Here is a 24,848-nt window from a genome sequence, read left to right as displayed (position 1 = left end):
CAACTTTCTTATTGTGTAGCATCTCATCTCTCCAATTTTGTTCGTATTTTTGTTCGTAATTTATCTCAGAATTTAATACTAACACGGTGGTTTCCATATTCAAGGGGTTCAAGAAATGTTAGGAGCATTTCTTCCAATTAGTTAGTGTAAGCGTTAATATATGGAGTTGTAGCCTCGAGAAAGCCTCTCAGCATGATATAACGCGTGTCAGTCGTAAATATCAAGATTTTTCTGATATATCAGGGTAAGTTATAACTAAATAAACGAACAAGAAAAAGCTCTCAAGAGAACATTCTCTCCTGAGAGCTTTGATTTTAATATACTCTTTGAATTCTTCCTTCAGACTTGTAGTCGATAGGGGAAGTTAATGATTTAACAAACTTTACGGTCGCGTCTAAATCCACATCTCCCACTTCCATATCGGTAGAAAGCTTTCCAATGCTTGTACTGATATTGCCGTACATGTAGTTGTTTACAACTACACTATACTCTTTTGTTGGGTCAATTGGGGTTCCGTCTGGTAAAGTAATGTCCACGACTTTTCCTATTTTTGCCGAATCGTCATATGTGTACGTATACTTGAATCCAGAGATATGATAGTCAAGACCTCTTGTTGTAATTTGTTCATCTAGGATGACACGTAAATCGGCACCACTTAGATTCACTTTGTTCAGGACATTACCAAAAGGCTGAATAGCGAATAGATCACCATATGTGACTTCACCTGCTTCAAGCGGAGAGCGAACCCCACCACCGTTCATTAATGCAAAGTCAGAATCCATGGCCTCTTTCATTCCATCGGCGATTAAGTTACCTAGAGGCAAATCACTATTTTGGCTAGCAACCGTTGGGTATCCTTTTTCAAGGGTAGTAAGAGATTGTCCAACCACCTGTGCTTTAATAGGTTCTACCTTTTCTTTGTACTTTTCTATGATGGCAGCAACTTCTGGATCTGGAGTGTACTTATCTTGGTAAACCGTTTTAATTTCAGCTGATTTTTTGAAAATATCTCCTGTGAAAGGGTCGATTTCTAGGTCGACATCAGAGAAAGCAGAGCCGTAAGAATATGCTTGTACAATTAACTTATTGTCTACAACACGATTCACATACTTATGATTGTGAGCGGCAAAAATGATATCAACCTCATCATTTACTTGTTCTGCAATTTTACTGGCATCATATGCATCTGTGTATCCTTCTTGTTCCGCAGGGTTATGGGCAAGAACAACAATCGCTTCTATATCTTGTGCTTTTAATTCAGCTGTGTACTTGTTAATCGCTGCTACTTCATCTGTAATTTGGAGAGTTTCATTGCCTTTTCTAACAATCATAGATGGAGTTTCTTGAGTAACAACCCCGATCACACCAATCTTTTGTCCACCCGTCTCAAGTACAGTATATGGCTCAGTAATTAACTCACCGTCTCTTGTATCATAAGCATTTGCTGCTACAAGAGGGAAATTCATTCCGTCATAACCAGGGGTACCGTTTGGATGGTCTCCACCGTTGATGATTCGTTTTAATTCATCAATTCCTTCATCAAACTCATGGTTTCCTAGAGTGCCTGCATCAAAGCCGATTGCCTCTAGTACTTCAATTGTTGGTTCATCTTGGAAAAGAGCCGAAATAAGAGGGCTTCCTCCAATCATATCTCCAGCATGCACGATTAATGTATTAGGGTTAGTAGCCTCTTCTTGTTTTAACGCACCAGCGGTATACTCAATTTGTCCAGCCAATGAAGTACCCAATTTGGTTACCGTATCTAGCTGACCATGTAAGTCATTTACACCTAGGAGCTGAACTTTCACTCCGCGGTTAAGGTTAATATTAAAAATACCAAATCCACTTGCATCTGTTTTACCAGTATAAGAGAATGGGCTATTTTCACCAATGTATTGCTCTGCCTTTGGTGAAGTGGTAAACGTTACATTCACATCTCCAGAAATAGGTGCGATTGACCAGTTGTTATCAACTGTTGGTGTAATGACTTTTTCTTCTGAGATATAGTCCATTAAGATTTGACGGTTTTCATCTGCAGAATCAACTACTAGTTCACTGCCCTTTACTCCAGGGAAGTTACCGCCACCACCAGCACGGTAGTTGTTTGTTACAACAATAAATTCTTGTTCAGGGTCAACTGGCTCACCGTTATATTCTAGGTTTATGACACGGCTAGATTCTGGGTTTACTAGATTGCCTTTTGTATCGTACTTAGCAGGCTGTGTTACATCAATTTGATACTCAACTCCATCAATCACATCGAAGTTATAAACAGGGAAGGATGGATTTAAAAGCGATTGTTCCTCTGTTTTGGCTGGATCAATTTGATTGAATTTCCCTGCAGTCATCTCAATCCATTCCTTAACAACCGATCCTTTTACTTTCACAGCCTTTAAAGTGTTGTCGTAAAGGTATAAATCACCAGCGCTACGAATGGTCAAATCGCCTTTCTTAATTTCTGTATATTCTTCAAAACCATTTCGTCCTGCTTTAAATGGCGCACCAACAGAAAGAATAGGAAGGTCTTTTAATTCTGGTTTATTTAGACCAATATACTTTTCTACATACCATTTTTGTGCGTTTGTCACCACTTGAATAGATGGATCATCTTGCACAAGAGCAAAATAACTATAGATATCATCGGTTGTTGTTCCGATAGGAGTGTTTACATATTCAATGGTTGCTTCGTGATCAGCTGTTACAGCTTTTACAATTTTTTCGTCTGGCTTTACTGTATCTATGGCACGTGTAGAAGATTGAGAGTCCGCAACAGACCATTTTCCTTTAATCTTTTGAAGTGTAAGGTCAATAATACCTAGTGCTCCACCACCGTAACCAGCTTGCACAGCTGCAACGCCATTAATGGTTCCTTTTGCATTGTCTACGCCAGGTAGAGGTTGTCCATCCGCACCTTTAAATAATGCATCTAATGAACTAACATCTTTTGCAGGGAATACTTTATGAGTGTGTGAGAATGTAATGGCGTCAATTCCATCAACTTTACTTAGTGCATAGACGGTATCTTCTGAGTTAGCTTCGCTTCCACTAAAGCCAGAGTGAGCCATTGCGATAATCACATCAGCTCCTTCTTCCTTCATCTTTGGTACGAAACGCTCAGCTGATTCTACGATATTTTTTGTAATGACTTTGCCATCTAAGTTTGCTTTATCCCACTCATTAATTTGAGGAGGGACAAAACCGATATAACCGATTTGGATAACAGCTGTTTTGCCGTTTTCATCTTTAACTTTTTTATTAACGATTTTATAAGGTGTATATTTATTTACATCATTGGTTGGATCGTTATCATGATCATCCACATAAACGTTCGCATTAACAAACGAAAAGTCCGCATCATCATAAACTTCATCAAGATATTCTAAACCGTAGTTAAACTCATGGTTTCCAAGGGTTGCCATGTCATAACCCATTAAGTTCATGGCTTTAATAGCTGGGTGAACTTCTCCGTCCTCTAAAGGATCGATCTTGGCTTTGTAGGTTCCAAGAGGAGTCCCTTGAATGAGGTCACCGTTGTCTACTAATACAGAGTTATCTGCCTGTGCTCGTGCTTCTTTTACAAGAGTTGCCGTTTTTGCTAAACCTAACTTTGGAGCAGTTGCATTTTTGTAATAATCAAAGTCTAATAGATTCGTATGAATATCAGTTGTCTCCATGATTCGAAGTTCAACTTCTGATTGAACTTTTTCAACGGAAGACTTTGCTGCAAGTACATTAGTTGGTATTAACGGTGCTGCGATCATGCTGAGAGCAAGTGTGCTAGATAAAATCTTATTACCTTTCTTTTTGCTTTGCAGTTTCATCGATCCATCCATCCTTATTCTATTATTGAGATATTTAGGGTCTCTAAGGTGTAATATAGCATGGTTATTGTAAAGGTGGTGTTAAAAAATTATTAGGTTTATAAAGTTGATTATATAGTCCTAATTTATAAAATATTCGACAAATTTCTCTTGGATCCATCTACCTTTTAATAAAATAATCTGATGGGTCTATATAATTAGTTTGTTAAAAAATGGTATAAAGTGGAACGGTTGTTCTATTACTAAATTAACTTGACGAGTTGATCATTAGAATTTATAATATTCTGCAAAGAAATGAACGAAGAAGCGATGAGAGGAATTAGTACATCTTGTACATGTGTAAAGAGAGTGGGGTCCTAGGCTGAGAGTCCCTGCCACCGCTGACAGATCGAACCTGTCCTTGAGCAGTTAGCTAAAACTAACCGTTTCCCCTCGTTACGGGGTTTTGAGAGGCATCCTTTTTAAGGTTGCTAAAAAGGTGGTACCGCGGATTAACTCTTCCGTCCTTTTAAGGATGGAGGAGTTTTTTTATTTAGATGAAGAATTTAGAGAATGAGGGATGGAAGTGGCTAAACAGCGCATTGTTGTAAAAATCGGGAGTAGTTCATTAACGAATTCGCATGGTGGTCTATCAAAGAATAAGATCGCCGAGCATGTGGCGGCACTGTCTAAGCTGAAGAAGGAAGGAAACGAAGTGATTCTTATTTCTTCAGGAGCTGTGGCTGCAGGTTTTTCAGTTTTAGGCTATCAGACAAGACCTGTGACCATTGCTGGAAAGCAAGCGGCTGCCGCTGTGGGTCAGGGCTTACTCATGCAAAGCTACTTTGAAGAGTTTCAAAAAGAAGGAATCGTGTCAGCCCAGCTTCTTCTAACAAGAAATGATTTTTCCCAACAAGAACAATACAATAATGCCTATTCCACATTATCTGAGCTATTAAAACGTGGGGTTATACCGATTATTAATGAAAACGATTCGGTTGCGGTAGATGAACTCACATTTGGCGATAATGACATGCTTTCTGCTTTAGTTAGTGGTTTAATTCATGCCGACACGCTCATTATTCTTACGGATATAAATGGCTTGTATGACGGAAACCCACGTAAGGACCCGAACGCTAAAAAGTATAATTTCCTCCCAGAAGTTACAGAGGAAGTTTTAGAGGTTGCGGGAGGTTCTGGTTCAAAGGTCGGTACAGGCGGGATGCGTTCGAAGCTTGAGGCAGCCAAAACGGCTTTATCTGTCGGTGTAAAGGTATTTATCGGCAAGGGAGAAGGAACGGATAAGCTATTAGATATCGTTACTGGAAAGGGCGATGGTACCTATATTGGCTATAACCTAGGGACTTCATTAAAAAGTAAGAAACAGTGGATAGGCATTCACTCACAAATTGCTGGGCGAATCGATATTGATTCGGGTGCGGAACATGCTGTCATTCATCAAGGGAAAAGCCTTTTGCCAGCAGGTGTCAAACATGTTGATGGTTCCTTTACGCGCGGTGATGTCGTAGAGGTATGGAATGAAAAAGGTGAGTTAATTGGAAAAGGGCAAATTAATTATACAGTTGATGAACTTTCCAAAATTAAAGGACTTTCAAGTAAAGAAGCAAATATAGTAAATATGCATAATCGGATTGAAGTTATTCACAGAGATAACTGGGTTACTTTTACGAAGGAGAGGAAACAAAGATGACAGAATTATTAGAAAAGGCACGTCTCGCAAGTACTCTAGCAACTAGCTTAGCTCTTTGTACCACCAACCAGAAAAACGATGCATTGCTGCTTATTGCCAATCAGTTAGTAGAGGATACCCCTTTTATTTTACAAGAAAATAAGAAGGATCTTGAGGCTGGAAAGCAAAGCGGGATGGGAGATCACTTACTCGATCGTCTCCAATTAACGGAAGAACGTATTCAAGACATGGCAGAAGGAGTAAGACAAGTAGCTACCTTATCAGATCCTGTTGGAGAGATTCTAGAGGGATGGGATCGCCCAAATGGTCTTCATATTGAGAAAGTCCGTGTTCCTCTTGGAGTTGTCGGAATGATCTATGAAGCAAGACCCAATGTCACGGTTGATGCAGCAAGTCTTTGCCTAAAAACAGGTAATGCGGTGTTGTTGCGAGGAAGTTCATCTGCGATTCATTCAAATAAAGCGATTGTAGCAGTTATTCACCGTGCACTTGAAAAGAGTGAATGTCCAGTGGAAGCGGTGCAGTTACTAGAAGATACAAGCAGAGAAACAGCTTCCCAAATGTTTAAGTTAACAGAGTACCTAGATGTGCTCATCCCTAGAGGAGGAGCAAACCTCATTCAATCCGTTGTAAATAATGCTTCCGTTCCCGTTCTTGAAACTGGGGTGGGGAACTGTCATATTTATATTGATGAAAGTGCTAATCATAAAATGGCCATTGATATTGCCATTAATGCGAAAACTCAGCGTCCATCTGTGTGTAATGCGGCAGAAACGATCCTTGTTCACCAAAAATGGGCAGATCAGCATCTAGAGGATTTAATAAAAGCGTTACAAGAGAAAAAGGTGGAAATACGCGCAGATGAAAAGGCAAGACAAATGGATAAAGATTTACTTCCTGCTACTGAAGAAGATTGGGAAACAGAGTTCTCAAACCTAACAGTAGCGCTTCGAGTGGTATCTCATGTCGATGAAGCAATCAGTCATATTGCTAGCTATGGCTCAAAGCATTCAGAAGCGATCATTTCAGAAACTGCTGAGAATGTAGAGACATTCTTTAATAGAGTTGATGCAGCAGCCCTATATCACAATGCTTCTACAAGATTTACCGATGGCTTTGAATTTGGTTTTGGGGCAGAAATAGGGATTAGTACGCAAAAGCTTCATGCACGAGGTCCAATGGGCTTACCTGCTCTTACCTCTACCAAGTACATTGTTCGAGGAACCGGACAAATAAGAGAATAAAAATAGTCAAAAAGAGAGTAGCAGACTTTTCGAACTACTCTCTTTTTGGTTTAAATTTTTCCCAAAACAAAAGGGTAATTATGGTAGTATATATAGGGAGAACAATCGTATTAACCGAAATGCAATCCTGGTTTAAAGGAGTAAGTATGAAGGAACTTTATACGGAAATTAATAAGAAACTGTATTATTTTACGATAACTGTTGTTATTGCCATTATGTTAATGGGTCTATTAGTAGACAATCCATATTATAGTCAAGATGGATCAGCTTTTTTTCTCCATGCATTATTTCTCACATTCTTTGCTGTTTGTTTATTGTTGTACCCGAGAAATACATCTCATTATTGTCGATTGCTCATCATGATTACATCATTTATGTACTTTTATTCATTATTCTTTTTATATCCTGATACCTGGTCAAACTTTATCTTTTTATGTCTTGTTCCAGCTATATCGATTTTATTTTTTGATCCAAAACTCTTTTACTTTTCACTGGCACTTAATAGTTTTGCGATCCTAATGACGTTCCTATATATCATACTTGTTGATCAAGGTGCTCATTATTCTTATATTCAAGAAGATCTAGTGGGAAATATAATTAATTTTTTTGGTAGTCAAGCCATCATTTACTTTATTTTTTATATTTCCTATGGTCGTTTAAAGAAACAACAACTATATTTTCAACAAATAAAACAGGCAGAGCGTTTGAAGACGACTGGACAACTTGCAGCAGCAGTTGCTCATGAAATCAGAAATCCTTTGACAGTAGTTAAAGGATTTTTACAGTTTTACGAGCAATCCAATGAAGTAGATACTGAGTTGAAGAAACATTTTCATTTAATGGTAGATGAGTTGAATACAGCTGAACAGGTTATATCTCAATTTTTATCGATTGCAAAGCCAGCGAAGGAAAAGGAGCTAGAACCGGTAAATATCAGGCAGGTTCTTCAAAGTGTAACCGATTTGCTCCATTCCTACGGGCTATTACATGATAATCAAATCGAGTTACAAATTGTAGAAGATTCCTATGTCGCAGCTAATACAATTGAGATGAAACAATTATTCATAAATATTATTAAAAATGCAATCGAAGCATCGAATATTGGTGATGTGGTCGTAGTGGCAGCTTCAAAAATAAAGGATATGGTTGAAATTAATATTATTGATTATGGTCAAGGGATGACAGAGAAGGAAATTGAGTCTCTTGGAACTCCATTTTATTCTTTAAAGAGTAAAGGAACTGGCCTCGGAATGATGATTTGTTATAATATCGCAGAGAATTACAAAGGAAAAATAAGCTTCAAAAGTACAAAAGGAAAAGGAACAACCGTTACCATTCGTTTTCCGTCCCTTATATAAACGTCCGAACTCGGGCGTTTTTTTTTATGTACGCGTTTTTTAGAAAAGTAGATTGACAGATTTGTATATACAAGTTAGAATGAAAACGTAAACAAAACATGTATATACAAGTTTTCCGAAATGTAAGCGAATTTATTTCCCTTACTTGTTTCATAATAAAATTGTTTGGTAACTTTTTACCAGGGAGGAATACGAATGAGTAATTATACTCAACCAGCAAAAGACTTGCTTGAACATATCGGTGGTAGCGATAATATTTCCGTTGTTACCCACTGTGTGACAAGAATGCGCTTTGTTTTAAAAGATCCAAAAAAAGCAGATATAGATAAGATTGAGTCCATTAAGCTTGTAAAAGGAACCTTTACTCAAGCGGGACAATTCCAAGTGATTATTGGGAATGAAGTATCGTCCTTTTATAATGAATTTATTAAAATAGCAGGTGTTAGCGATACGTCTAAGGAAGATGCAAAACAAGCAGCGAAGCAGAATATGAACTGGCTTCAAAGAATGATAGCTCACCTTGCAGATATCTTTACTCCATTAATTCCAGCCATCGTTGTTGGGGGGCTTATTCTTGGATTCCGAAATGTAATCGGTGACATCAAAATGTTTGAAGATGGAACAAAGTCTTTAATTGAGATTTCTCAATTTTGGGCTGGAACTCATGCATTTCTATGGTTAATTGGGGAAGCGATCTTCCACTTCTTACCGGTAGGGATTACATGGGCAGTTGCTAGAAAAATGGGAGCAACTCCGATTTTAGGAATTGTATTAGGGATTACGCTTGTATCACCACAGCTATTGAATGCTTATGGTGTGGCAGGTGCAACGGAAGTACCATTCTGGGATTTTGGCTTTGCCAAGATAGACATGATTGGTTACCAAGCACAAGTGATTCCAGCGATTTTAGCAGGTATAGTTCTTTCATTCCTTGAACTAAAACTACGTAAGGTCGTTCCAAATGCGGTTTCCATGATTGTTGTTCCATTCTTTGCCCTAGTACCAACGGTATTAATTGCACATACCGTACTTGGTCCAGTAGGTTGGGCAATTGGTTCTTTCATCTCTGACGTTGTATACTCTGGCTTAACTTCTGCAGTGGGCTGGTTATTTGCAGCTGTATTTGGATTTGCTTATGCACCACTTGTTATTACAGGTTTACACCATATGACGAATGCCATTGATCTACAGTTAATGAGTGAACTTGGTGGAACGAACCTTTGGCCAATGATCGCTTTATCAAATATCGCTCAAGGTTCTGCTGTTCTAGCGATGATTTATATTAACAGAAAGAACGAAGAGGAAAAGCAAGTGTCTATTCCTGCAGCTATCTCTTGTTATCTTGGTGTAACAGAGCCAGCGATGTTTGGTATTAACTTGAAATACGGCTTCCCATTCCTAGCTGCCATGATTGGTTCATTGGTAGCAGCTGTGATCTCGGTAGGAAGCAATGTTATGGCAAACTCCATTGGAGTGGGTGGTCTTCCTGGAATTCTTTCGATCCAACCACAGCATATGTTAACATTCGCTATTGCTATGGTTGTTGCAGTCGTTGTACCGTTCATCTTAACGGTTGTATTTGCCAAGATGAATATTGGAAAAGTATCTTTTAAAAGAAAATAATGTCGAGAGGAACAATTCTTTGTTCCTCTTTTACTATTAAATAAGGGCTGGTGCTACAAAGATGACTCAACCTTGGTGGAAAAAAGCAGTTGTATATCAAATTTATCCAAAAAGCTTTAATGATACGACGGGAAATGGTGTAGGAGATATTAAGGGAATTATTGAGAAGTTAGATTACTTAGCAACGCTTGGGGTAGATGTGGTTTGGTTAACACCAATATATGAGTCTCCACAGCGTGACAATGGATATGATATTAGTGATTATTTCCGTATCTATGAGCCGTATGGGACGATGGAAGACTTTGATTCTTTATTAAAAGAAGCCCATAACCGCGGGATTAAAATTATTATGGATATTGTTGTAAACCATACATCAACGGAGCATCAATGGTTTATTGAATCGAAGTCTTCAAAGGACAACCCGTACCGTGAGTATTATATATGGAAGGATGCGAAAAATGGCGGGGCTCCGACCAACTGGGAGTCAAAGTTCGGCGGAAATGCGTGGCAATATGATGAACAAACCGATCAATACTATTTACACTTGTTTGATGTGACTCAAGCGGACTTGAATTGGGAGCATGAACCGGTTCGTCGAGAAGTTTACGATATGATGAAATTTTGGCTAGATAAAGGGGTGGACGGCTTCCGTTTAGACGTGGTGAATTTGCTCTCTAAGGATCAGCGCTTCTTAGATGATGATGGATCAACCGGTCTTGGAGATGGTCGTAAATTCTATACAGATGGTCCCAAAATTCATGAGTACCTACATGAAATGAATCAAGAGGTATTTTCTCACTATGACATCATGACCGTTGGAGAAATGTCTTCTACTTCTATTGATAACTGTATTAAGTATACAAACCCAGAGCGAAAAGAGTTGGATATGACCTTCAGCTTCCATCATTTAAAGGTTGATTATCCAAATGGAGAGAAGTGGACAAAGGCAGACTTTGATTTCTATAAGTTGAAGCAAATCTTATCTGACTGGCAAGTGGAAATGAATAAGGGTGGCGGTTGGAATGCCTTATTCTGGTGTAACCATGATCAGCCAAGAGTGGTGTCGCGTTTCGGAAATGACAAGGAGTATCATAAAGAGTCAGCTAAAATGCTTGCCACAGTCATTCATATGATGCAGGGTACTCCTTATATTTATCAGGGAGAAGAATTTGGAATGACTAACCCCAATTTCACTTCTATTAATGAGTATCGTGATGTGGAGTCATTAAACATCTTTGAGATTCTCAAAGGAAAAGGCATGGCCGAACAAAATATTCTAGATATCTTAAAGCAAAAATCACGTGATAATTCGAGAACACCTGTTCAATGGAATGATGAGGAGAATGCAGGCTTTACAACGGGTACTCCTTGGATTCAACCAGCAGCAAACTACAAAGAGATTAATGCAGAAAAGGCAATGGCCGACCAAGATTCAGTTTTCTATCATTATCAAAAGCTTATCCAGTTAAGAAAAGAGTACGATATCGTGACAGACGGAAATTATGAGTTGCTTTTAGCCAATCATGATGCTATTTTTGCTTATATACGAGATAATGGTAATGAAAAATTACTAGTCGTGAATAATTTTTATTCCAAAGAAGTAGAGTTTCAATTACCAGAGCATGTGGATACGGAAGGTGTAACTAGCACGATTTTATTATCCAACTATGCTGACTCCTCAGAAGATATAAAGCAAATGAAGCTAAGACCATATGAGTCTGTTGTGTACTATTTAAAAAAGTAAACTGGAGTTTTTAACATGACAAATAAGTATTTAACGATCCATAACGATATTGTACAGCAAATAGAAGCAGGGAGAATTGCCCCTAATACACTTTTGCCCTCTGAGCATGAGTTAAAGGACCGTTACAATACCTCGAGAGAAACGATCCGAAAGGCACTTAACCTACTATCACAAAACGGGTATATACAAAAAGTGCGCGGAAAGGGCTCGATTGTCATTAAAAGTACAAAAGTTGATTTTCCCGTCTCTGGACTAGTCAGTTTTAAAGAACTAGCAGATAAAATGGGACAAAAACCGGTCACTACAGTTCATGAACTCTCTTTGATAAAACCAGATCCATTCATCATGAAACAGTTAAATTTGTCTAGCAAGGACCAGGTCTGGCAAGTGTTTCGGGTGAGGGAAATGGGTGGAGAAAAGGTAATCTTAGATAAAGATTATTTGAATAAAAAATTCGTTCCTGCTTTAACACGGGAAATTTGTGAACACTCTATTTATGATTATCTTGAAAATGACTTGCAGCTAAGTATCAGCTTTGCGAAGAAAGAAATTATCGTGGAAGAACCGACAGAGGAAGACCGGAAGCTATTAGATTTAGATGGTCATCACAATATAGTGATAATAAAAAATTATGTGTATCTGGATGACGCGAGTTTGTTTCAGTACACCGAATCCAGACACAGACCAGATAAATTCCGCTTTGTCGACTTTGCGAGAAGAAATCATCTATAAGGCGAACCCGCCTTCTAGTTTTATAGAAGGGTTCCGTTTTCTAATGAAAGGACGTATGAATTAGCATACGTCCTTATTAACGTTTCTACGTAATTAGATTAACTTGTTAGGTCAAGAGGGTCCGTACTATCGATTGGGGATCACCTGTGCTGATAAACGGAGAAATTCCGTTTAAATTAGTATTTCCTATTAAAAAAGGCAAAATAGACGGAGAGATTCCGCCTATTGCCTTGAAAAATTCGAAAAAGGGGGATTTTCCTTTGTATTAGCGGAAAACCTTCCCTTATTTATCCCGAAACGAGCTCCATTCTGCATTTAACCGAAAAATCTCCGTTTATTTTACTATTGATGGTTACTGGATTAAGGACAAGCCCTTGCTTTGTATCGATTACGCTTCCGAATCAATCATATTAACAATTCTCTCGCATATCTCATGAGTGATAAGAGAGTCGTCGATAGATGGGTCTGGTGTAGAATGTGTTTGAACGCATTCAATAAAATGGTCCATAAGCTGGTAAAAACCACGCTTATATAGCGTCGGTTCCCAGTCACCGAATTTTGTTATGCTAACTTCTTTATCATGATATCTGGTGGTTTCTACTAGGCTGTTCACGACAAATTTCTGATGCCCACACATATATTCAATGATTTCCTCTGTTACACCACCGTTACGATTCATGATTCCGATGGCTATACAACCATCACCAATTAGCTGGATAACGAGCTGATTTAGTGTGTCACCGCTTCTTACATACTCAATCTTTACATCTTTAACCTCAGTATCCATAAGAAACCGCAGCGTATCAACGACATGGATAAAATCCTCTACTACAAATCTACGTACATAATCAGGAGCTGCAAAGCGATTCTTTTGCATGATAATCAGGTTTGGTTTCCCGTGTTCCTTTAGTTCTTTCACACGAGGGATAAATCGTCTGTTAAAACCAACCATGGCAATTTTCCCCTTGTCCTTAGCTAGCCTAACAATTCTCTCTGTTTCATGAAAGTTCATGGATATGGGCTTATCAATGTATGTATGAATCCCATGATCAAGCAACTTTTCTGCTATTTCAAAATGTCCCTCTGTCGCTGTGCTAACAATGGCAGCATCAATTTCTTTTGAAAGTAATTCGTCAATCGTCTTCGCTGTTTCTTGAACACGGTATTTGTTTGAAAGTCGAGTAAGTGTCTCTTCATTTCTCGTACAAAGGACAAGATCAATTCCTTCTTTTTCAGAAAGAACGGGTATATATGCTTTTTTTGCGATATCTCCTAATCCAATGATTCCAATTTTCATAAAAACTCCTCATTTCTATACTTATAAAAAACCCCACAATTCCTATTGTGGGGCATAAATTCTTAAATCTCAATATCTACACCGATGCTATCAAGTCTTCCAACCTCGCGGATGAAGGCAGCCACTTCTTGGTGTTGTTCATTTATTGTATAGGCCTCTACAGCAGCCACGTTTTCGAAACGAACCATAAGAATCACTTGATATTCCTTACTCTTTTCAGAAAGATTGAATGCAGCTTGAACTTCAACTACTCCAGTAATTACTTTTTCCAATGCTTTAAAGCGTTTGATGACTTCTTCCATTTGTTCCTGTGTTGTTGTTTCAGCGAACTTTAATAATACAGTACGTTGTATCATGTTGAACCTCCTATTAATTACATTTTCTTTTCTTGTATTCTATAATGTTCGAGCATATATATCAATAAATACACGAATTTCCATTTTTACTACAGAAAAGGTGTTATTTCGGCAAAATTATTTTCAAGATGAGACAAAACTAGTCAAAGGGGAAAGTTCTCATTCCTAGAAATTAAACTAGTACGCAAATTTCTAGTAGTTTTTACTAGATAGTTATATAGAAAGCTAGTTTTAAAGGAGGATTACTTGTTGAAGATAGCTAAGAACATAAAAAGTATTTTGGGAGTTCTCTTAATTACTCTGTGGATATTTACAACAGCTGTCCCAATTCAAGCGATAGTGAAAAATGATGAGGGGCAATCTTCTGTTACCGTAGACAGTGAGAATGCTTTTATACAGTTTGGAGATGCACAAATTGCTTCCTTTGAGGGAACAATCTCTGATCCATTAAAAGTGGAGGGAGATCTAATGGACCTGAATAATGCGGTGAATCCATCAGTGTTAGCCTACCCGTCCTCCTTAAGCTTTGGATTAGTTCGCCCGGTTGGAAATCAAACGTATAAGATGACCGTTACGTTAACGAACCCAACTAACGAGGAGTTAGCATATACCATTAGCAATGATGAAAATGTAAAAGTGACTGATATGGAAGTAACCATTCCTGCTAAAAAAAGTATGGATATTACGGTAGAAGTGGTGAAACATGGTACTCATGCAAGTGGCCAAGAAGGTACACCAACTTTCGTTAGCGGTTACTTGGATGTAAGCTCATCTGAGGGTAAAATTCGTATTCCATATCAATATGTAATTTATAACCGTTAAAATATATATAAGGAGATTGCCGGGGGGAAGGGCAATCTCCTTTTTCAAAGTTAAGAGATATTGTTATTAAGGTGTTGTCTAGCTCCAGTGCTTAGCCCCTCGATGGAATAATCTAAAGCCATTATTCCTAGGTCATAAGCCAAACCCCTCCAGAAGGCAGGCCTTCCTGCGGTCTTCGTCTTATGCTTGTCGGGGCTGATCAAAGCACTTCCGCTTTTCGAGTTATGCTGTAAAATTCCCATCATAACTCAGCATAATGGCGGATCTTACTCCATCCATTTCGGAAATATTGTTGATGAAGCTCATGTCATTTTCCCTTACGCGGATTTCATAAGTGACTTCATACTCATTACCTGGCATTACGGATTTTGATTTAATCGTATGCTTTTTCGAATTCTCTGATACGACATGTTCTAATGACTTTTCAATCGAGTGGCCATTGTATCGTACGACTAATAGATATGGATTTTCCACTTTAATACGATTTCCAAAGAAGATTAGAATGGCTCCAATGAGTAGTGAACCAAGAACAGCAAGTGGCACAAAGCCAGCTCCGCTAAGAATACCTACAATAATAGCCCAGAACAAGTAGACGATATCAATTGGGTCTTTGATCGGTGTACGGAAACGAACGATGGATAAGGCACCAACCATACCAAGTGATAATAATACATTAGATGAGATACCGATAATGACTAATGATGTGGCCATTGACATAACAATAAGTGAGATATTAAAGGTGTGTGAATAGATCACACCTGTGAACGTCTTTTTATATACCCAATAGATAAAGAGACCAATGACTAATGATGCGAATAATCCAATTAAGGAATCGACGATTGAAAAGCTGCTCGTTTGTTCAAGAAACTTAGACTTAAAAATATCCTGAAAATTAATTGTATCCATTTTCTATTCCTCCAATATTGTTAACCGAACATACGGCTTATTTGATATTTTGAATAAGTGCCTCTTCGTCTGTCATGAAGCTGAACTAACTGCTTGATGACATCAGGTAAAAACTCATCGTATTTTACTTCTAAAATGACAATACCAGGGGTTGTTTCCACCATTGGTACATCTGGATTTAATAGATCATTGTTTCGGAAGCTTGTCTTAACGGAGCTATCGAATGTGACTCGGACATTCCCATACTCATAAATAAAAACCTCTCTCTCGTAATCCACAATGGTCACGGGTTTGATCTGCAGGAGATTCATTTGCATATATAAATCTCTCATCAAAGGTCGTGAATCATTTTCCATCCAAGCGATGTCACCGATTCTTACCTTTTCGTATTCCTCAATGGTCATACGACATTTTTGTTTATAGGTCATATTGTTTCGTTTGCTCTTTTTTTCGAGATTAATGTAGCTTGTGTTATGGTCATACAGACGAACACGGAACTTATCTCGTTCGAAAAAGCCTTCCTTCTTTTGTTGAAGAACTTTATTATCAAAATTATCGAAGTATACACTTCGGATTAAGTATTTCCCGTCATTATTAGCGTTTGGGTCAGCCGTCATCACATGCTGTAACTTGCTTCTTAATAAGTAGCAATCCATTTTTGTGATTTCATGCTTAAGTTCATATCTTCCTTGAACGCCATTTAGCATCATTGCCTTCACTCTGTTCAACTCCTTTATGTTAGCGGCTTGATTCACATTATCGGTGGGCAACCTTAAACAAACCTTAAATGGAATTTACAATTGAAATTTTTTGAAAAGGAAAGCTAGTAAAATAGTAGTAATAATTTTTTCCGTTGAGATACGGAAAAAAGATAGATATAAATGAAATCGCTTTCAATGTAATATGAAATCAACAAGAAGATAACAACACATCTTCTTCATCAAAAGAACTTATCTCTGATTTATTAAACTAACTAATAAGCAATTAAAACACTTTAGGAGGAATTTATGATGAACATTCTATTATGCTGTGCGGCAGGTATGTCTACAAGTTTACTAGTAACAAAAATGGAAGCGGCTGCAAAAGATCAAGGACTTGACTCAAAGATCTGGGCAGTAAGTGCGGATCAAGTAAAAGCGAACATTGATCAAGCGGATGTACTTCTTCTTGGACCACAAGTTCGTTACCTTTTACCTCAAATGCAACAACTAGGAAAAGAAAAGAATATCCCAGTTGATTCTATTAACCCAATCCACTACGGAATGTGTAATGGTGCAGAAGTATTAAAAACAGCAGTAGCTCTAAAAAATAAGTAATTCTATTAAATACTCTCTAAGTAGAGAAGGGAATGAAACGTGATGAATAAATTTCTAGGTTTCCTTGAATCAAAGTTTATGCCTTTTGCTGGTAAATTAGCGGCACAAAGACACTTAGGTGCCTTAAAAGATGGAATCATCCTAGCAATGCCAATGATTATTATCGGTTCTGTATTCCTAATCTTAGGTTTCCTACCAATTCCTGGTTATGCTGATTTCATGGCAAGTGTGTTCGGTGATCAATGGCTAGCAAAATTAATGTATCCAACCGATGCAACGTTTAACATGATGGGTCTTATCGCAGCATTCGGTATTGCGTATCGTCTAGCTGAGCGTTATGGCATTGACGCCATTACAGCTGGGGTTATCTCACTGTGTGCGTTCTTACTAGCTACACCTTTCAATGTACCGTTTACTCCAGATGGAGCAACGGAAGCCATTGCAGTTGGAGGAGCGATTCCAGTTGCATTTATGGGAAGTAAAGGACTTTTCGTTGCGATCTTAATCGGTTTATTCTCAACAGAAGTGTATAACTTTATTCTTAAGAAAAATATCGTTATTAAAATGCCAGATAGTGTACCACCGGCAGTAAGTAAATCGTTTATTGCACTTATTCCTGGTTTTATTGTTATCAGTATTATCTTCTTCCTTCGCTTAGTGATTGAATATTTTGGAATTAGTAGTATTCACGACGTAGTTCAATTAGTACTTGGTAAGCCGCTTGGATTATTAGGCGGAAGCTTAATCGGTTCCATTGTAGCCTACATGCTTATTATGATGCTTTGGTCAGCAGGTCTACACGGAACAAACATCGTTGCAGGTGTACTAAGCCCAGTATGGTTAATGGCTACAGAAGAAAACCAAATTGCGTTCCGTGCTGGTGAAGAATTACCAAATATCTTTACATCACAATTCTTTGAAGTATTCGTCAACATTGGTGGTACTGGTGCTACATTTGGTCTAGCTATGCTCATGCTTTTCTGGGCAAAGAGCCAACAAATGAAGGCGCTTGGTAAATTATCGGCTGGTCCTGGTACATTCATGATCAACGAGCCAATCATTTTCGGTACACCAATCGTAATGAACCCATTACTAATCGTACCATTCTTCTTAACACCAATCGTGTTAATCATTGTGACTTACTACTCTATGAAATTAGGTTTAGTTGCGAAGCCAGCAGGTATTGCAATTCCTTGGACAACGCCGCCAATTATCGGTGGATACCTTGCAACTGGAGGTAAAATTTCAGGAGCGGTTATGCAGGCTGTCAACGTCGTTATCGCTTTAGCTATCTACTTCCCGTTCTTCAGAATGTGGGATAAGATGAAGCAACAAGAAGAAGGCGGAGCAAATAATTCATCTAAAGTGAGCTAATTCATATCAAGACATAAAAACAATTAGTCTCACATGAGTACATGTGAGACTAATTTTATACGGAGGGTTTTAAAATGGCATCTATGGAGGAAACGATATTTCAGATTATTTTACATGGTGGAAATGGGAAGAGCTGCTCAATGGAGGCAATTGCAGCTGCGAAGCGTGGAGACTTTACTGAAGCCCGAGCAAAGTTGCAAGAAGCGGCAGATGCCCTAAACGAGGCACACCATGTTCAAACATCATTAATCCAGGGTGAAATCAGAGGAGAAAAAGTAGAAATCTCTCTATTAATGGTTCACGCACAGGATCATCTCATGAATGCCATTACCATGAAGGATTTAGCAACAGAATTTGTGGATTTATATGAGACGATTAAGTTAGAAAAGGTATCTGGCTAATGATAATAGTCAAATATGATTAAAGGTGTGGGTTAAAACAATCCATGCCTTTATTTTGTTTTAAAAAAGAAGACCACATATGTGATCTTCTATTTTGGTAATTTCACTTTAAAGGTGGTTCCTTTGTTTTTATTTTGACTTGCCTTGATTGTTCCTTCATGCTGCTTAACAATCCAGTGAGCAATAGATAATCCTAGGCCGACTCCACCCGTTTCTCTCGAACGAGCTTTATCTTCGCGATAGAAGCGGTCAAAAATATATTTCATATTTTCTTCCTTGATCCCGATCCCCGTATCACTCACTTCAAATACAATTTTGTGGTCTTCTTCATACGTTTTCACACCAATACTATCATTTTCGCCGGTATACTTTAACGCATTATCAAGCAAAATGACGAGAAGTTGATGCAGACGGACTTCATCGGCTTCCATTTTTATGTCGCAATTCAATTGGAGCCATAAATGCTTGTCCTGTGATTCTGCAATTTCAATATAAGGAGCACAAACGTTTTTCACGAAGGTATCCACATGAATGGATTGCTTCACCAGCTGTGTTTCAGCAGAATCAGCACGAGCAAGGGTTAATAAATCAGAAGTAAGCTTTGATAGTCTTCTAGTTTCGGATAAGCTTAGCGCAATATTTTCAAACTTGTTCGCTATTTTCTCCTGAGGAGAAGTTAACAAAAGCTCGAGTTTATTTTGAATAATGGTCAAAGGTGTTCGTAATTCATGTGAGGCATTCTCCACAAACTCAGCTTGCTTTTTCCATGATAGAATAATCGGTTGCATCATCTTTTTCGATAAAATATAACTGGCTGAAATAGAAAGGACGATAAAGACAATAGAAAAAATAATGATTAGCTTTTGGAAGTTATTGATGATGGTTTCTTCCGCGTCGGTATTGATCATTAATTGTACATAGGCCACTTCATCATCTTCGTTTGTATCTTCAAATAGCAAATATCGAAAGTGGTATTGATCGTCTATTGTTATATTGGTTACCGTATCAAGATTATTTTTATCTAGAGTAAAGTCTTGTAAATAACTTTCGTAAAATAATGATCCGATTTGATCTCCCTCAATAATTTCACCATCTTTATCCCAATTTAAGATAAAAATACGTGGGTTTTTGATTGCCCTTTGGTCATTATTCGGAGGAGTACGATCGATACTATCTAAAGGTCGGTCTCCATTAGTTATATCTGAGAATTCACTCATATGTTTCTCTTTTACCATTAAAAGTTCTTCGTCCGTCTTTTTAAATAACGTCCCTTGAACCTGGCTGAAAATAATAATTCCAAAAATCGTAAAAATGATCGTAAAGGCAATAAGGTTAAAGATCATGAATTTGAGCTGTTGGCTACGGAAGATTTTCTCCTTAAACATTTCCTTCACCTTCTGAAAGCATATAGCCTAGCCCACGAAAAGTTTTGATATATTGATCATAATCGTATTTTTTTAAGTTTTTGCGTAAGTTACTAGCATACACTTCCACAACCGTCGTTGACGTATCTGACTCAAATCCCCATATTCGATCAAAAATCTGCTCTTTCGTTAAGATCGTATTTTTATTATTGATTAAATACTCAAGTAAATCGAATTGTTTTCCATTGAGTTTTATCACTTCTTCCCCAATCGACGCCGTTTTATTTTTTAAGTTTAAATGTAATTCTTTAAAGGACAGGATATTCTCTTTGAAGGAGCCAACCGAACGTCGTACCATCGCTTCTAAGCGCAGCAAAAGCTCCTCGCGATGAAAGGGTTTGACTAAGTAATCGTCTGCCCCCACCTTAAATCCTTTGATCTTATCATCTATGCCGTCTTTTGCCGTCAGGATAATCACAGGCGTCGTAATATTCTTCTTTCGCAGTTCCTCAAGTACCTCGTATCCATTCATATGAGGCATCATGATGTCTAATATGATCACATCAAAAATATTTTGTTCCGCTAAGTACAATCCTTCTTCACCATCAAATGCTTGTTCAATCTGAAACATTTCCTTGGTGGTTTCCTTAATGGATTCCGAGAGGACTTTGTCATCTTCTATAATTAATAAATTCAATTTTGTCGCCTCCTTTACCGAATTGTTTTTCCTTTAGTTAATTAAGTTCGATTATAGGGGCAAAAGCGAGAAATGCAAATTATTTCTTGTTTATAAATTTTTTTAAGGTTTTGTTAAGGTTGGACAAACATAATAGGCTTATCAAATCGAAAAGGAGCCAAGTTGATGAAACGAAAATATAAATTTACGAAGCTAATTGCACCTTTATTGTGCACCACATTATTATTTGCCTGCAGTAATACAGAAGAGGAATCAACTTCAAATTCAGGTACTAGTACAGCTACAGAGGTTAATATAGAGAGCTTAAGCACACTAGGAGACAGCGACATACAATCTGTTGTAAGTGGACTTGTTAGCTATAGTGACGATGATCTTTATACAGACTGGGAAAATGAAGAGGTAACGAGTATTCAGTTGAATGGATCAACAGCAACCTATGAAGGATCTGGCGGTGTAGTTGTTTCAGGAAGTACCGTTACGATTAAAACAGGTGGCGTATATGTACTTAGTGGAACATTAGCCGATGGTCAAATTGTTGTAGATGCAGAGGATAACAATACCGTTCGCCTCGTATTAAATGGAGTAGATATTACTAGCAGTTCTTCAGCTCCGATTTATGTGAACAATGCAGAGAAGACAGTCATATCATTGCCTGAAGGAACGGAAAATACCGTCACAGATGGAACACAATATGTGTACGATGATGTAGAAGCAGAAGAACCAAACTCAGCTATTTTTAGTAAAGGCAATTTAACGATTAATGGTGAAGGAAAGCTTGTCGTTGAAGCGAACTTTAATAACGGAATTACAGGGAAAGATGATCTGAAAATTACTGGTGGAAATATCGAAATTACCGCTAAGGATGATGCAATTGTTGGACGGGACCTGCTAGCTATTAAGGATGGAACGTTCACCATCACAGCCGGTGGTGATGGCATGAAAACGACCAATGATGAGGATGCGGAAAAAGGAAACCTTGCAATTGAAGGTGGAACGTTTAACATTACGGCAGAAAATGATGGAATTCAAGCCCAAACATCCCTATATACATTAGGTGGAGACTATAACATTACGACTGGTGGAGGAAGCCCTGAGACGGTGGCAGCAAATGAAAATGCTATGGGTGGAAGAGGCCAAAGTGAATCAACCACTACGACAACATCGACAGAAACAAGCAGCTCAAAAGGGTTAAAGGCAACAGCTGAGCTGGCTATCGCTGGTGGAACGTTTAACATTGATTCACTTGATGACGCCGTTCATAGTAATGGTAACGTCCTTATTGAAGGTGGCGAATTAACGATTGCAACGGGAGATGATGGCATTCATGCGGATTCTTCAGTCTTAACGAAAGGTGGAAATATCACCGTTACTAAGAGTTACGAGGGAATTGAAGGTGGAGTCATTGCAATTGCAGATGGAACCATCGATGTAACGGCAAGTGATGATGGACTCAATGTTGGTGGCGGAGTCGATGGATCCGGCATGGACATGGAGAGCAGCACATCATCGGATATGTTGCTTCAAATCAGCGGTGGGTATGTGTCTGTCAATGCACAAGGCGATGGACTTGATTCGAATGGAAACTTTGTTATGACTGGTGGAACAGCGGTTGTAAGTGGTCCAACAAATAACGGAAATGGTTCATTAGACTATAATGGGACCTTTGAAATCTCTGGAGGATTATTAATTGCAGCTGGTAGCTCTGGAATGGTCCAAGCAAGCTCTGACACGTCTGAGCAAAATGGCATTCTGATGACATACCCAGCAACTCAAAGTGCAGGTACACTAATACACCTAGAAGATAGTGAAGGAAATACCATAGCCACATATGCACCAGAAAAAGAATATTCTTCTGTCTATATCAGCTCGCCGGACTTAGTGAAGGACTCTAGCTACACATTAATAGACTCTCGGAATAACTAAGTCATTTTTATGGGATTTGTAAAAAAATAACTGGAAATTAGCTTCGATTCGATGAAAATTCCTTTTTTTCATTTCCTTTTTCAAAAAAATGCATACCAAATAAGCCTTGCTTATAAAATTTTTAAAAATGATTAAGCAGACTTTTTAAAAATGACATTTTCGAGATTCAGCTTTTCTTTTTTAACGTCGTACCAAGCATCAATATGTTGGCACATCATAATGGCATAAGTCCGAATGTACCACATTTTCGTGGAACGATGACGACCTAATTCTAAATGATAATCAACCTTTTCACGTTTGTTCGACCGTTCTACAGATGTACGACGCTTATAAGTTAGCTTCCACTTTTCAGACGTTCTCGGAGTCTTAGTAAACAACCGAAGGTTGTCCTTCCGGAATGTATGAAATGTTCGACCGTATTTAGCTTTAGAACAGGGATTCTCACAAGTAATTTTTGTGCCGCATGCGAGTGGACATCTCCATTTCTGCCGGTTTTTGGATTTATCAAAACCATTGGGCTTCATTTTTAACCCTGCAGAACAAATTGGTGTCCCTTCGGGAGATATTTGTATATCGCTTTCAGTGCTGAAATTTTTCTTGGTTCGAACATTCAGATCAATGAAAGGCTCGATATTATAATGATCTAGCAATTCATAAATAGGTTCCGCATCATGAGCAGCATCCAAGAGAATCTTACCAATTGTGCCCAAGGTAGTGCGTTGCGAAAATTCAATAGAACTGGCAACAAGACTGACAGAATCATGCCGGGAAGCTGGTTGAAGTCTTGGATACAAGGGTAGGTCGTATCGACTGTCGCTAGTGGATAACATGTAGAGATGGTATCCGTTGAAGTAGCGTTCCCGTGAACTGTCCCACCCTGAGTCGATGTCAGGTTGGGAATAATGACGAGGATGGTTACAATTCGTTAGTCCTTGGGCACTGCATTCACAAGTACGCTTGCTTCTTGGAAATCTAGCCGTTTCAATCGGGGTACCGTCTCCGACAACCCCTAGAGCGTCCAAGTCTCCGAGTAAGCCTAGGTTCGCTGATACATGGAGAAATTGAGATTGAAATAATTCAAATAATCGATCGCTTGGCAGCACTTTTTTCTTAGCATCATAACGAAAAAAACGATCGATTAACTTTCTAACTATACCTGGACTTGATGGGGACGCTTTTTCGCCTTTCTTGGGTTTCTTCTTTTTCTTTTTTTGGCGTTTCGGTTTGATATTGGGTTTTATATTAGCGTTATCCCTTCCCCATAAACGGTGGAAAAAATCGTAGAAAGTCCCTATACCAGGAACTTTCCCCGGTTCAAAGCCACTCATGATGGCATAGAAAGGCACTCGATACAATTCATCAACCCATTCAGTAATACTGAGAGTTGGTTTAGCCAAAAGAAGCAAAAGGTAAGAGCGCATCATAGAAGACGGATCACGAGGCTCCGGACCTTTATTCGAATAAGAGCTCCGAAGCCACGAGGTAATCTGAGAAAGGTCAGTGATCCATAACTTGTAAATAATGGGCCAATCATTATTTACAATAGTAAGGACGTTACCAGAGTAATGCTTTCTTAATTGTTCTAAAACGAAGTTTTGGTAATCTTCATGACTAACGACAGTTGGCTTCACCTCAACACCCCAATTCACGGTTTATAAGGAAATAAATCCCTTCGCCGGCGATTATTGTGGTGTTTTCAAAAAGTCAAGTATTTTCGACAAAAAAATCAACAAAATTTCACTGAGGAATTTCCAATTCTTCTTATAAAACGTGAAACATCCCCCTACTAAAAGTAGGAGGAATCAAATAAAAATGGTACAAGAAAATCCTTGTACCATCTAACTCGGCGAATGCCGAGAGTCTATATTATACTCTGGAGGAACTTCAACAGGTACGGAAACAAATGGTTTATATACGGATGGAGAATATAGTGGCGGCACGAAGGTGGTCGAGTTCACCATTTCCGACGTAGTAACCTGGCTGAATGAATCAGGTGTGACAGAAGCCCAAAGCGGTATGGGTGGAATGGGAGGCCGTGGTGGCGGTGGTGGAATGAGAGGCGATGGAGGAACACCTCCTGAAGGAATGGAACGACCAGATAGAGGTACAGCACCTGGAACGGATTCAAGCACGACTGATCAAAGTACTACAACAGGTGATAGTTTATAAGAATTTGTAAA

20 protein-coding genes and 1 other annotated feature are annotated in these 24,848 nt (G+C 38.5%); of the genes, 12 read left to right on the top strand and 8 right to left on the bottom strand.

From position 1 onward, the window contains the following. Nucleotides 1-314 precede the first annotated feature (314 nt). A complete protein-coding gene (locus MKX65_RS23980; RefSeq protein ID WP_340906073.1) occupies nucleotides 315-3,821 on the bottom strand; it encodes a bifunctional 2',3'-cyclic-nucleotide 2'-phosphodiesterase/3'-nucleotidase in 3,507 nt (1,168 codons plus the stop codon). 300 nt (nucleotides 3,822-4,121) lie between these two features. Beyond that, nucleotides 4,122-4,332 (top strand) — a binding site (T-box leader). A gap of 54 nt (nucleotides 4,333-4,386) precedes the next feature. On the opposite strand from MKX65_RS23980, the gene proB reads away from it, so the two are divergent. From proB to treR, 6 genes are all read left to right on the top strand, one after another. Continuing rightward, nucleotides 4,387-5,511: a glutamate 5-kinase gene (gene proB / locus MKX65_RS23975; protein WP_340906071.1), complete on the top strand. Its 1,125-nt coding sequence runs from the start codon at nucleotides 4,387-4,389 to the stop codon at nucleotides 5,509-5,511. After that, nucleotides 5,508-6,755 (top strand): glutamate-5-semialdehyde dehydrogenase, encoded by a 1,248-nt coding sequence (locus MKX65_RS23970; RefSeq protein WP_160547732.1) that lies wholly within the window; start codon nucleotides 5,508-5,510, stop codon nucleotides 6,753-6,755. The genes proB and MKX65_RS23970 overlap by 4 nt, the downstream gene beginning before the upstream one ends. An 80-nt stretch (nucleotides 6,756-6,835) precedes the next feature. Further along, entirely contained in the window at nucleotides 6,836-8,113 is a 1,278-nt protein-coding gene (locus MKX65_RS23965) for a HAMP domain-containing sensor histidine kinase (protein WP_340906070.1), read from the top strand. Between the two features lie 195 nt (nucleotides 8,114-8,308). Then, nucleotides 8,309-9,736 (top strand): PTS system trehalose-specific EIIBC component, encoded by a 1,428-nt coding sequence (gene treP / locus MKX65_RS23960; RefSeq protein ID WP_160547733.1) that lies wholly within the window; start codon nucleotides 8,309-8,311, stop codon nucleotides 9,734-9,736. Nucleotides 9,737-9,797: 61 nt separating this feature from the next. Further along, nucleotides 9,798-11,480: an alpha,alpha-phosphotrehalase gene (gene treC, locus MKX65_RS23955; RefSeq protein ID WP_160547734.1), complete on the top strand. Its 1,683-nt coding sequence runs from the start codon at nucleotides 9,798-9,800 to the stop codon at nucleotides 11,478-11,480. A 15-nt stretch (nucleotides 11,481-11,495) separates the two neighbouring features. Next, the gene (gene treR / locus MKX65_RS23950; protein WP_160547735.1) at nucleotides 11,496-12,212 is read left to right on the top strand and encodes a trehalose operon repressor; all 717 of its coding nucleotides are present in this window, start codon (nucleotides 11,496-11,498) and stop codon (nucleotides 12,210-12,212) included. Nucleotides 12,213-12,600: 388 nt separating this feature from the next. On the opposite strand, the gene MKX65_RS23945 is transcribed toward treR, so the two are convergent. Next, entirely contained in the window at nucleotides 12,601-13,509 is a 909-nt protein-coding gene (locus MKX65_RS23945; protein WP_160547736.1) for a Gfo/Idh/MocA family oxidoreductase, read from the bottom strand. A 62-nt stretch (nucleotides 13,510-13,571) separates the two neighbouring features. After that, entirely contained in the window at nucleotides 13,572-13,865 is a 294-nt protein-coding gene (locus tag MKX65_RS23940) for a Dabb family protein (RefSeq protein ID WP_160547737.1), read from the bottom strand. Between the two features lie 249 nt (nucleotides 13,866-14,114). Here MKX65_RS23940 and MKX65_RS23935 point away from each other — a divergent pair, with 249 nt between their 5' ends. Further along, nucleotides 14,115-14,687: a hypothetical protein gene (locus MKX65_RS23935; RefSeq protein WP_160547738.1), complete on the top strand. Its 573-nt coding sequence runs from the start codon at nucleotides 14,115-14,117 to the stop codon at nucleotides 14,685-14,687. A 222-nt stretch (nucleotides 14,688-14,909) separates the two neighbouring features. Here MKX65_RS23935 and MKX65_RS23930 read toward each other — a convergent pair whose 3' ends face one another. After that, nucleotides 14,910-15,593, bottom strand: coding sequence for a DUF4956 domain-containing protein (locus tag MKX65_RS23930; protein WP_340906068.1), 684 nt, complete (start codon nucleotides 15,591-15,593; stop codon nucleotides 14,910-14,912). A 20-nt stretch (nucleotides 15,594-15,613) separates the two neighbouring features. After that, entirely contained in the window at nucleotides 15,614-16,303 is a 690-nt protein-coding gene (locus tag MKX65_RS23925; RefSeq protein ID WP_160547749.1) for a polyphosphate polymerase domain-containing protein, read from the bottom strand. Between the two features lie 300 nt (nucleotides 16,304-16,603). Here MKX65_RS23925 and MKX65_RS23920 point away from each other — a divergent pair, with 300 nt between their 5' ends. The 3 genes from MKX65_RS23920 (at nucleotide 16,604) to MKX65_RS23910 (ending at nucleotide 18,684) form a co-directional block, all read left to right on the top strand. Then, the gene (locus tag MKX65_RS23920) at nucleotides 16,604-16,909 is read left to right on the top strand and encodes a PTS sugar transporter subunit IIB (RefSeq protein WP_251522896.1); all 306 of its coding nucleotides are present in this window, start codon (nucleotides 16,604-16,606) and stop codon (nucleotides 16,907-16,909) included. Between the two features lie 42 nt (nucleotides 16,910-16,951). Next, nucleotides 16,952-18,283, top strand: coding sequence for a PTS cellobiose transporter subunit IIC (celB, locus tag MKX65_RS23915; RefSeq protein WP_340906376.1), 1,332 nt, complete (start codon nucleotides 16,952-16,954; stop codon nucleotides 18,281-18,283). A 74-nt stretch (nucleotides 18,284-18,357) separates the two neighbouring features. Continuing rightward, on the top strand, nucleotides 18,358-18,684 hold the full coding sequence (locus MKX65_RS23910) for a PTS lactose/cellobiose transporter subunit IIA (protein ID WP_251522890.1): 327 nt from the start codon (nucleotides 18,358-18,360) through the stop codon (nucleotides 18,682-18,684). Between the two features lie 89 nt (nucleotides 18,685-18,773). Here MKX65_RS23910 and MKX65_RS23905 read toward each other — a convergent pair whose 3' ends face one another. Next, on the bottom strand, nucleotides 18,774-20,069 hold the full coding sequence (locus MKX65_RS23905) for a sensor histidine kinase (RefSeq protein ID WP_340906066.1): 1,296 nt from the start codon (nucleotides 20,067-20,069) through the stop codon (nucleotides 18,774-18,776). Further along, nucleotides 20,062-20,745 (bottom strand): response regulator transcription factor, encoded by a 684-nt coding sequence (locus MKX65_RS23900; protein ID WP_340906065.1) that lies wholly within the window; start codon nucleotides 20,743-20,745, stop codon nucleotides 20,062-20,064. Before MKX65_RS23900 ends, MKX65_RS23905 begins: the two co-directional genes overlap by 8 nt. 165 nt (nucleotides 20,746-20,910) lie before the next feature. Here MKX65_RS23900 and MKX65_RS23895 point away from each other — a divergent pair, with 165 nt between their 5' ends. Next, nucleotides 20,911-22,668, top strand: a complete 1,758-nt coding sequence (locus MKX65_RS23895) for a carbohydrate-binding domain-containing protein (RefSeq protein ID WP_340906063.1) — start codon at nucleotides 20,911-20,913, stop codon at nucleotides 22,666-22,668. A 131-nt stretch (nucleotides 22,669-22,799) separates the two neighbouring features. Here the strand turns inward: MKX65_RS23895 and MKX65_RS23890 are convergent, their stop codons facing one another. Beyond that, nucleotides 22,800-24,299, bottom strand: coding sequence for a transposase (locus MKX65_RS23890; RefSeq protein WP_340902990.1), 1,500 nt, complete (start codon nucleotides 24,297-24,299; stop codon nucleotides 22,800-22,802). A 313-nt stretch (nucleotides 24,300-24,612) separates the two neighbouring features. Here MKX65_RS23890 and MKX65_RS23885 point away from each other — a divergent pair, with 313 nt between their 5' ends. Continuing rightward, nucleotides 24,613-24,837 carry a hypothetical protein gene (locus MKX65_RS23885; RefSeq protein ID WP_340906062.1) on the top strand — a complete coding sequence of 75 codons (225 nt, stop codon included), beginning with the start codon at nucleotides 24,613-24,615 and terminating at the stop codon, nucleotides 24,835-24,837. The last annotated feature ends 11 nt before the right edge of the window (nucleotides 24,838-24,848 follow it).

The sequence above is a fragment of the Robertmurraya sp. FSL R5-0851 genome, from assembly GCF_038002965.1.
In the GTDB taxonomy this organism is placed as follows: domain Bacteria; phylum Bacillota; class Bacilli; order Bacillales; family Cytobacillaceae; genus Robertmurraya_A; species Robertmurraya_A beringensis.
The sequence above is the reverse complement of the archived record's forward strand: the minus strand, read 5'-3'. Positions and strand labels throughout refer to the sequence as shown.

What these genes read in the sequence shown, in the direction of transcription:
- MKX65_RS23925 (WP_160547749.1), bottom strand. Translation starts at nt 16,303, where the DNA reads ATGATGCTAAATGGCGTTCAAGGAAGATATGAACTTAAGCATGAAATC.
- MKX65_RS23910 (WP_251522890.1), top strand. Translation starts at nt 18,358, where the DNA reads ATGGCATCTATGGAGGAAACGATATTTCAGATTATTTTACATGGTGGA.
- MKX65_RS23945 (WP_160547736.1), bottom strand. Translation starts at nt 13,509, where the DNA reads ATGAAAATTGGAATCATTGGATTAGGAGATATCGCAAAAAAAGCATAT.
- MKX65_RS23920 (WP_251522896.1), top strand. Translation starts at nt 16,604, where the DNA reads ATGAACATTCTATTATGCTGTGCGGCAGGTATGTCTACAAGTTTACTA.
- MKX65_RS23930 (WP_340906068.1), bottom strand. Translation starts at nt 15,593, where the DNA reads ATGGATACAATTAATTTTCAGGATATTTTTAAGTCTAAGTTTCTTGAA.
- treR (WP_160547735.1), top strand. Translation starts at nt 11,496, where the DNA reads ATGACAAATAAGTATTTAACGATCCATAACGATATTGTACAGCAAATA.
- MKX65_RS23905 (WP_340906066.1), bottom strand. Translation starts at nt 20,069, where the DNA reads ATGTTTAAGGAGAAAATCTTCCGTAGCCAACAGCTCAAATTCATGATC.
- MKX65_RS23980 (WP_340906073.1), bottom strand. Translation starts at nt 3,821, where the DNA reads ATGAAACTGCAAAGCAAAAAGAAAGGTAATAAGATTTTATCTAGCACA.
- treC (WP_160547734.1), top strand. Translation starts at nt 9,798, where the DNA reads ATGACTCAACCTTGGTGGAAAAAAGCAGTTGTATATCAAATTTATCCA.
- MKX65_RS23970 (WP_160547732.1), top strand. Translation starts at nt 5,508, where the DNA reads ATGACAGAATTATTAGAAAAGGCACGTCTCGCAAGTACTCTAGCAACT.
- celB (WP_340906376.1), top strand. Translation starts at nt 16,952, where the DNA reads ATGAATAAATTTCTAGGTTTCCTTGAATCAAAGTTTATGCCTTTTGCT.
- treP (WP_160547733.1), top strand. Translation starts at nt 8,309, where the DNA reads ATGAGTAATTATACTCAACCAGCAAAAGACTTGCTTGAACATATCGGT.
- MKX65_RS23940 (WP_160547737.1), bottom strand. Translation starts at nt 13,865, where the DNA reads ATGATACAACGTACTGTATTATTAAAGTTCGCTGAAACAACAACACAG.
- MKX65_RS23895 (WP_340906063.1), top strand. Translation starts at nt 20,911, where the DNA reads ATGAAACGAAAATATAAATTTACGAAGCTAATTGCACCTTTATTGTGC.
- MKX65_RS23965 (WP_340906070.1), top strand. Translation starts at nt 6,836, where the DNA reads ATGGTAGTATATATAGGGAGAACAATCGTATTAACCGAAATGCAATCC.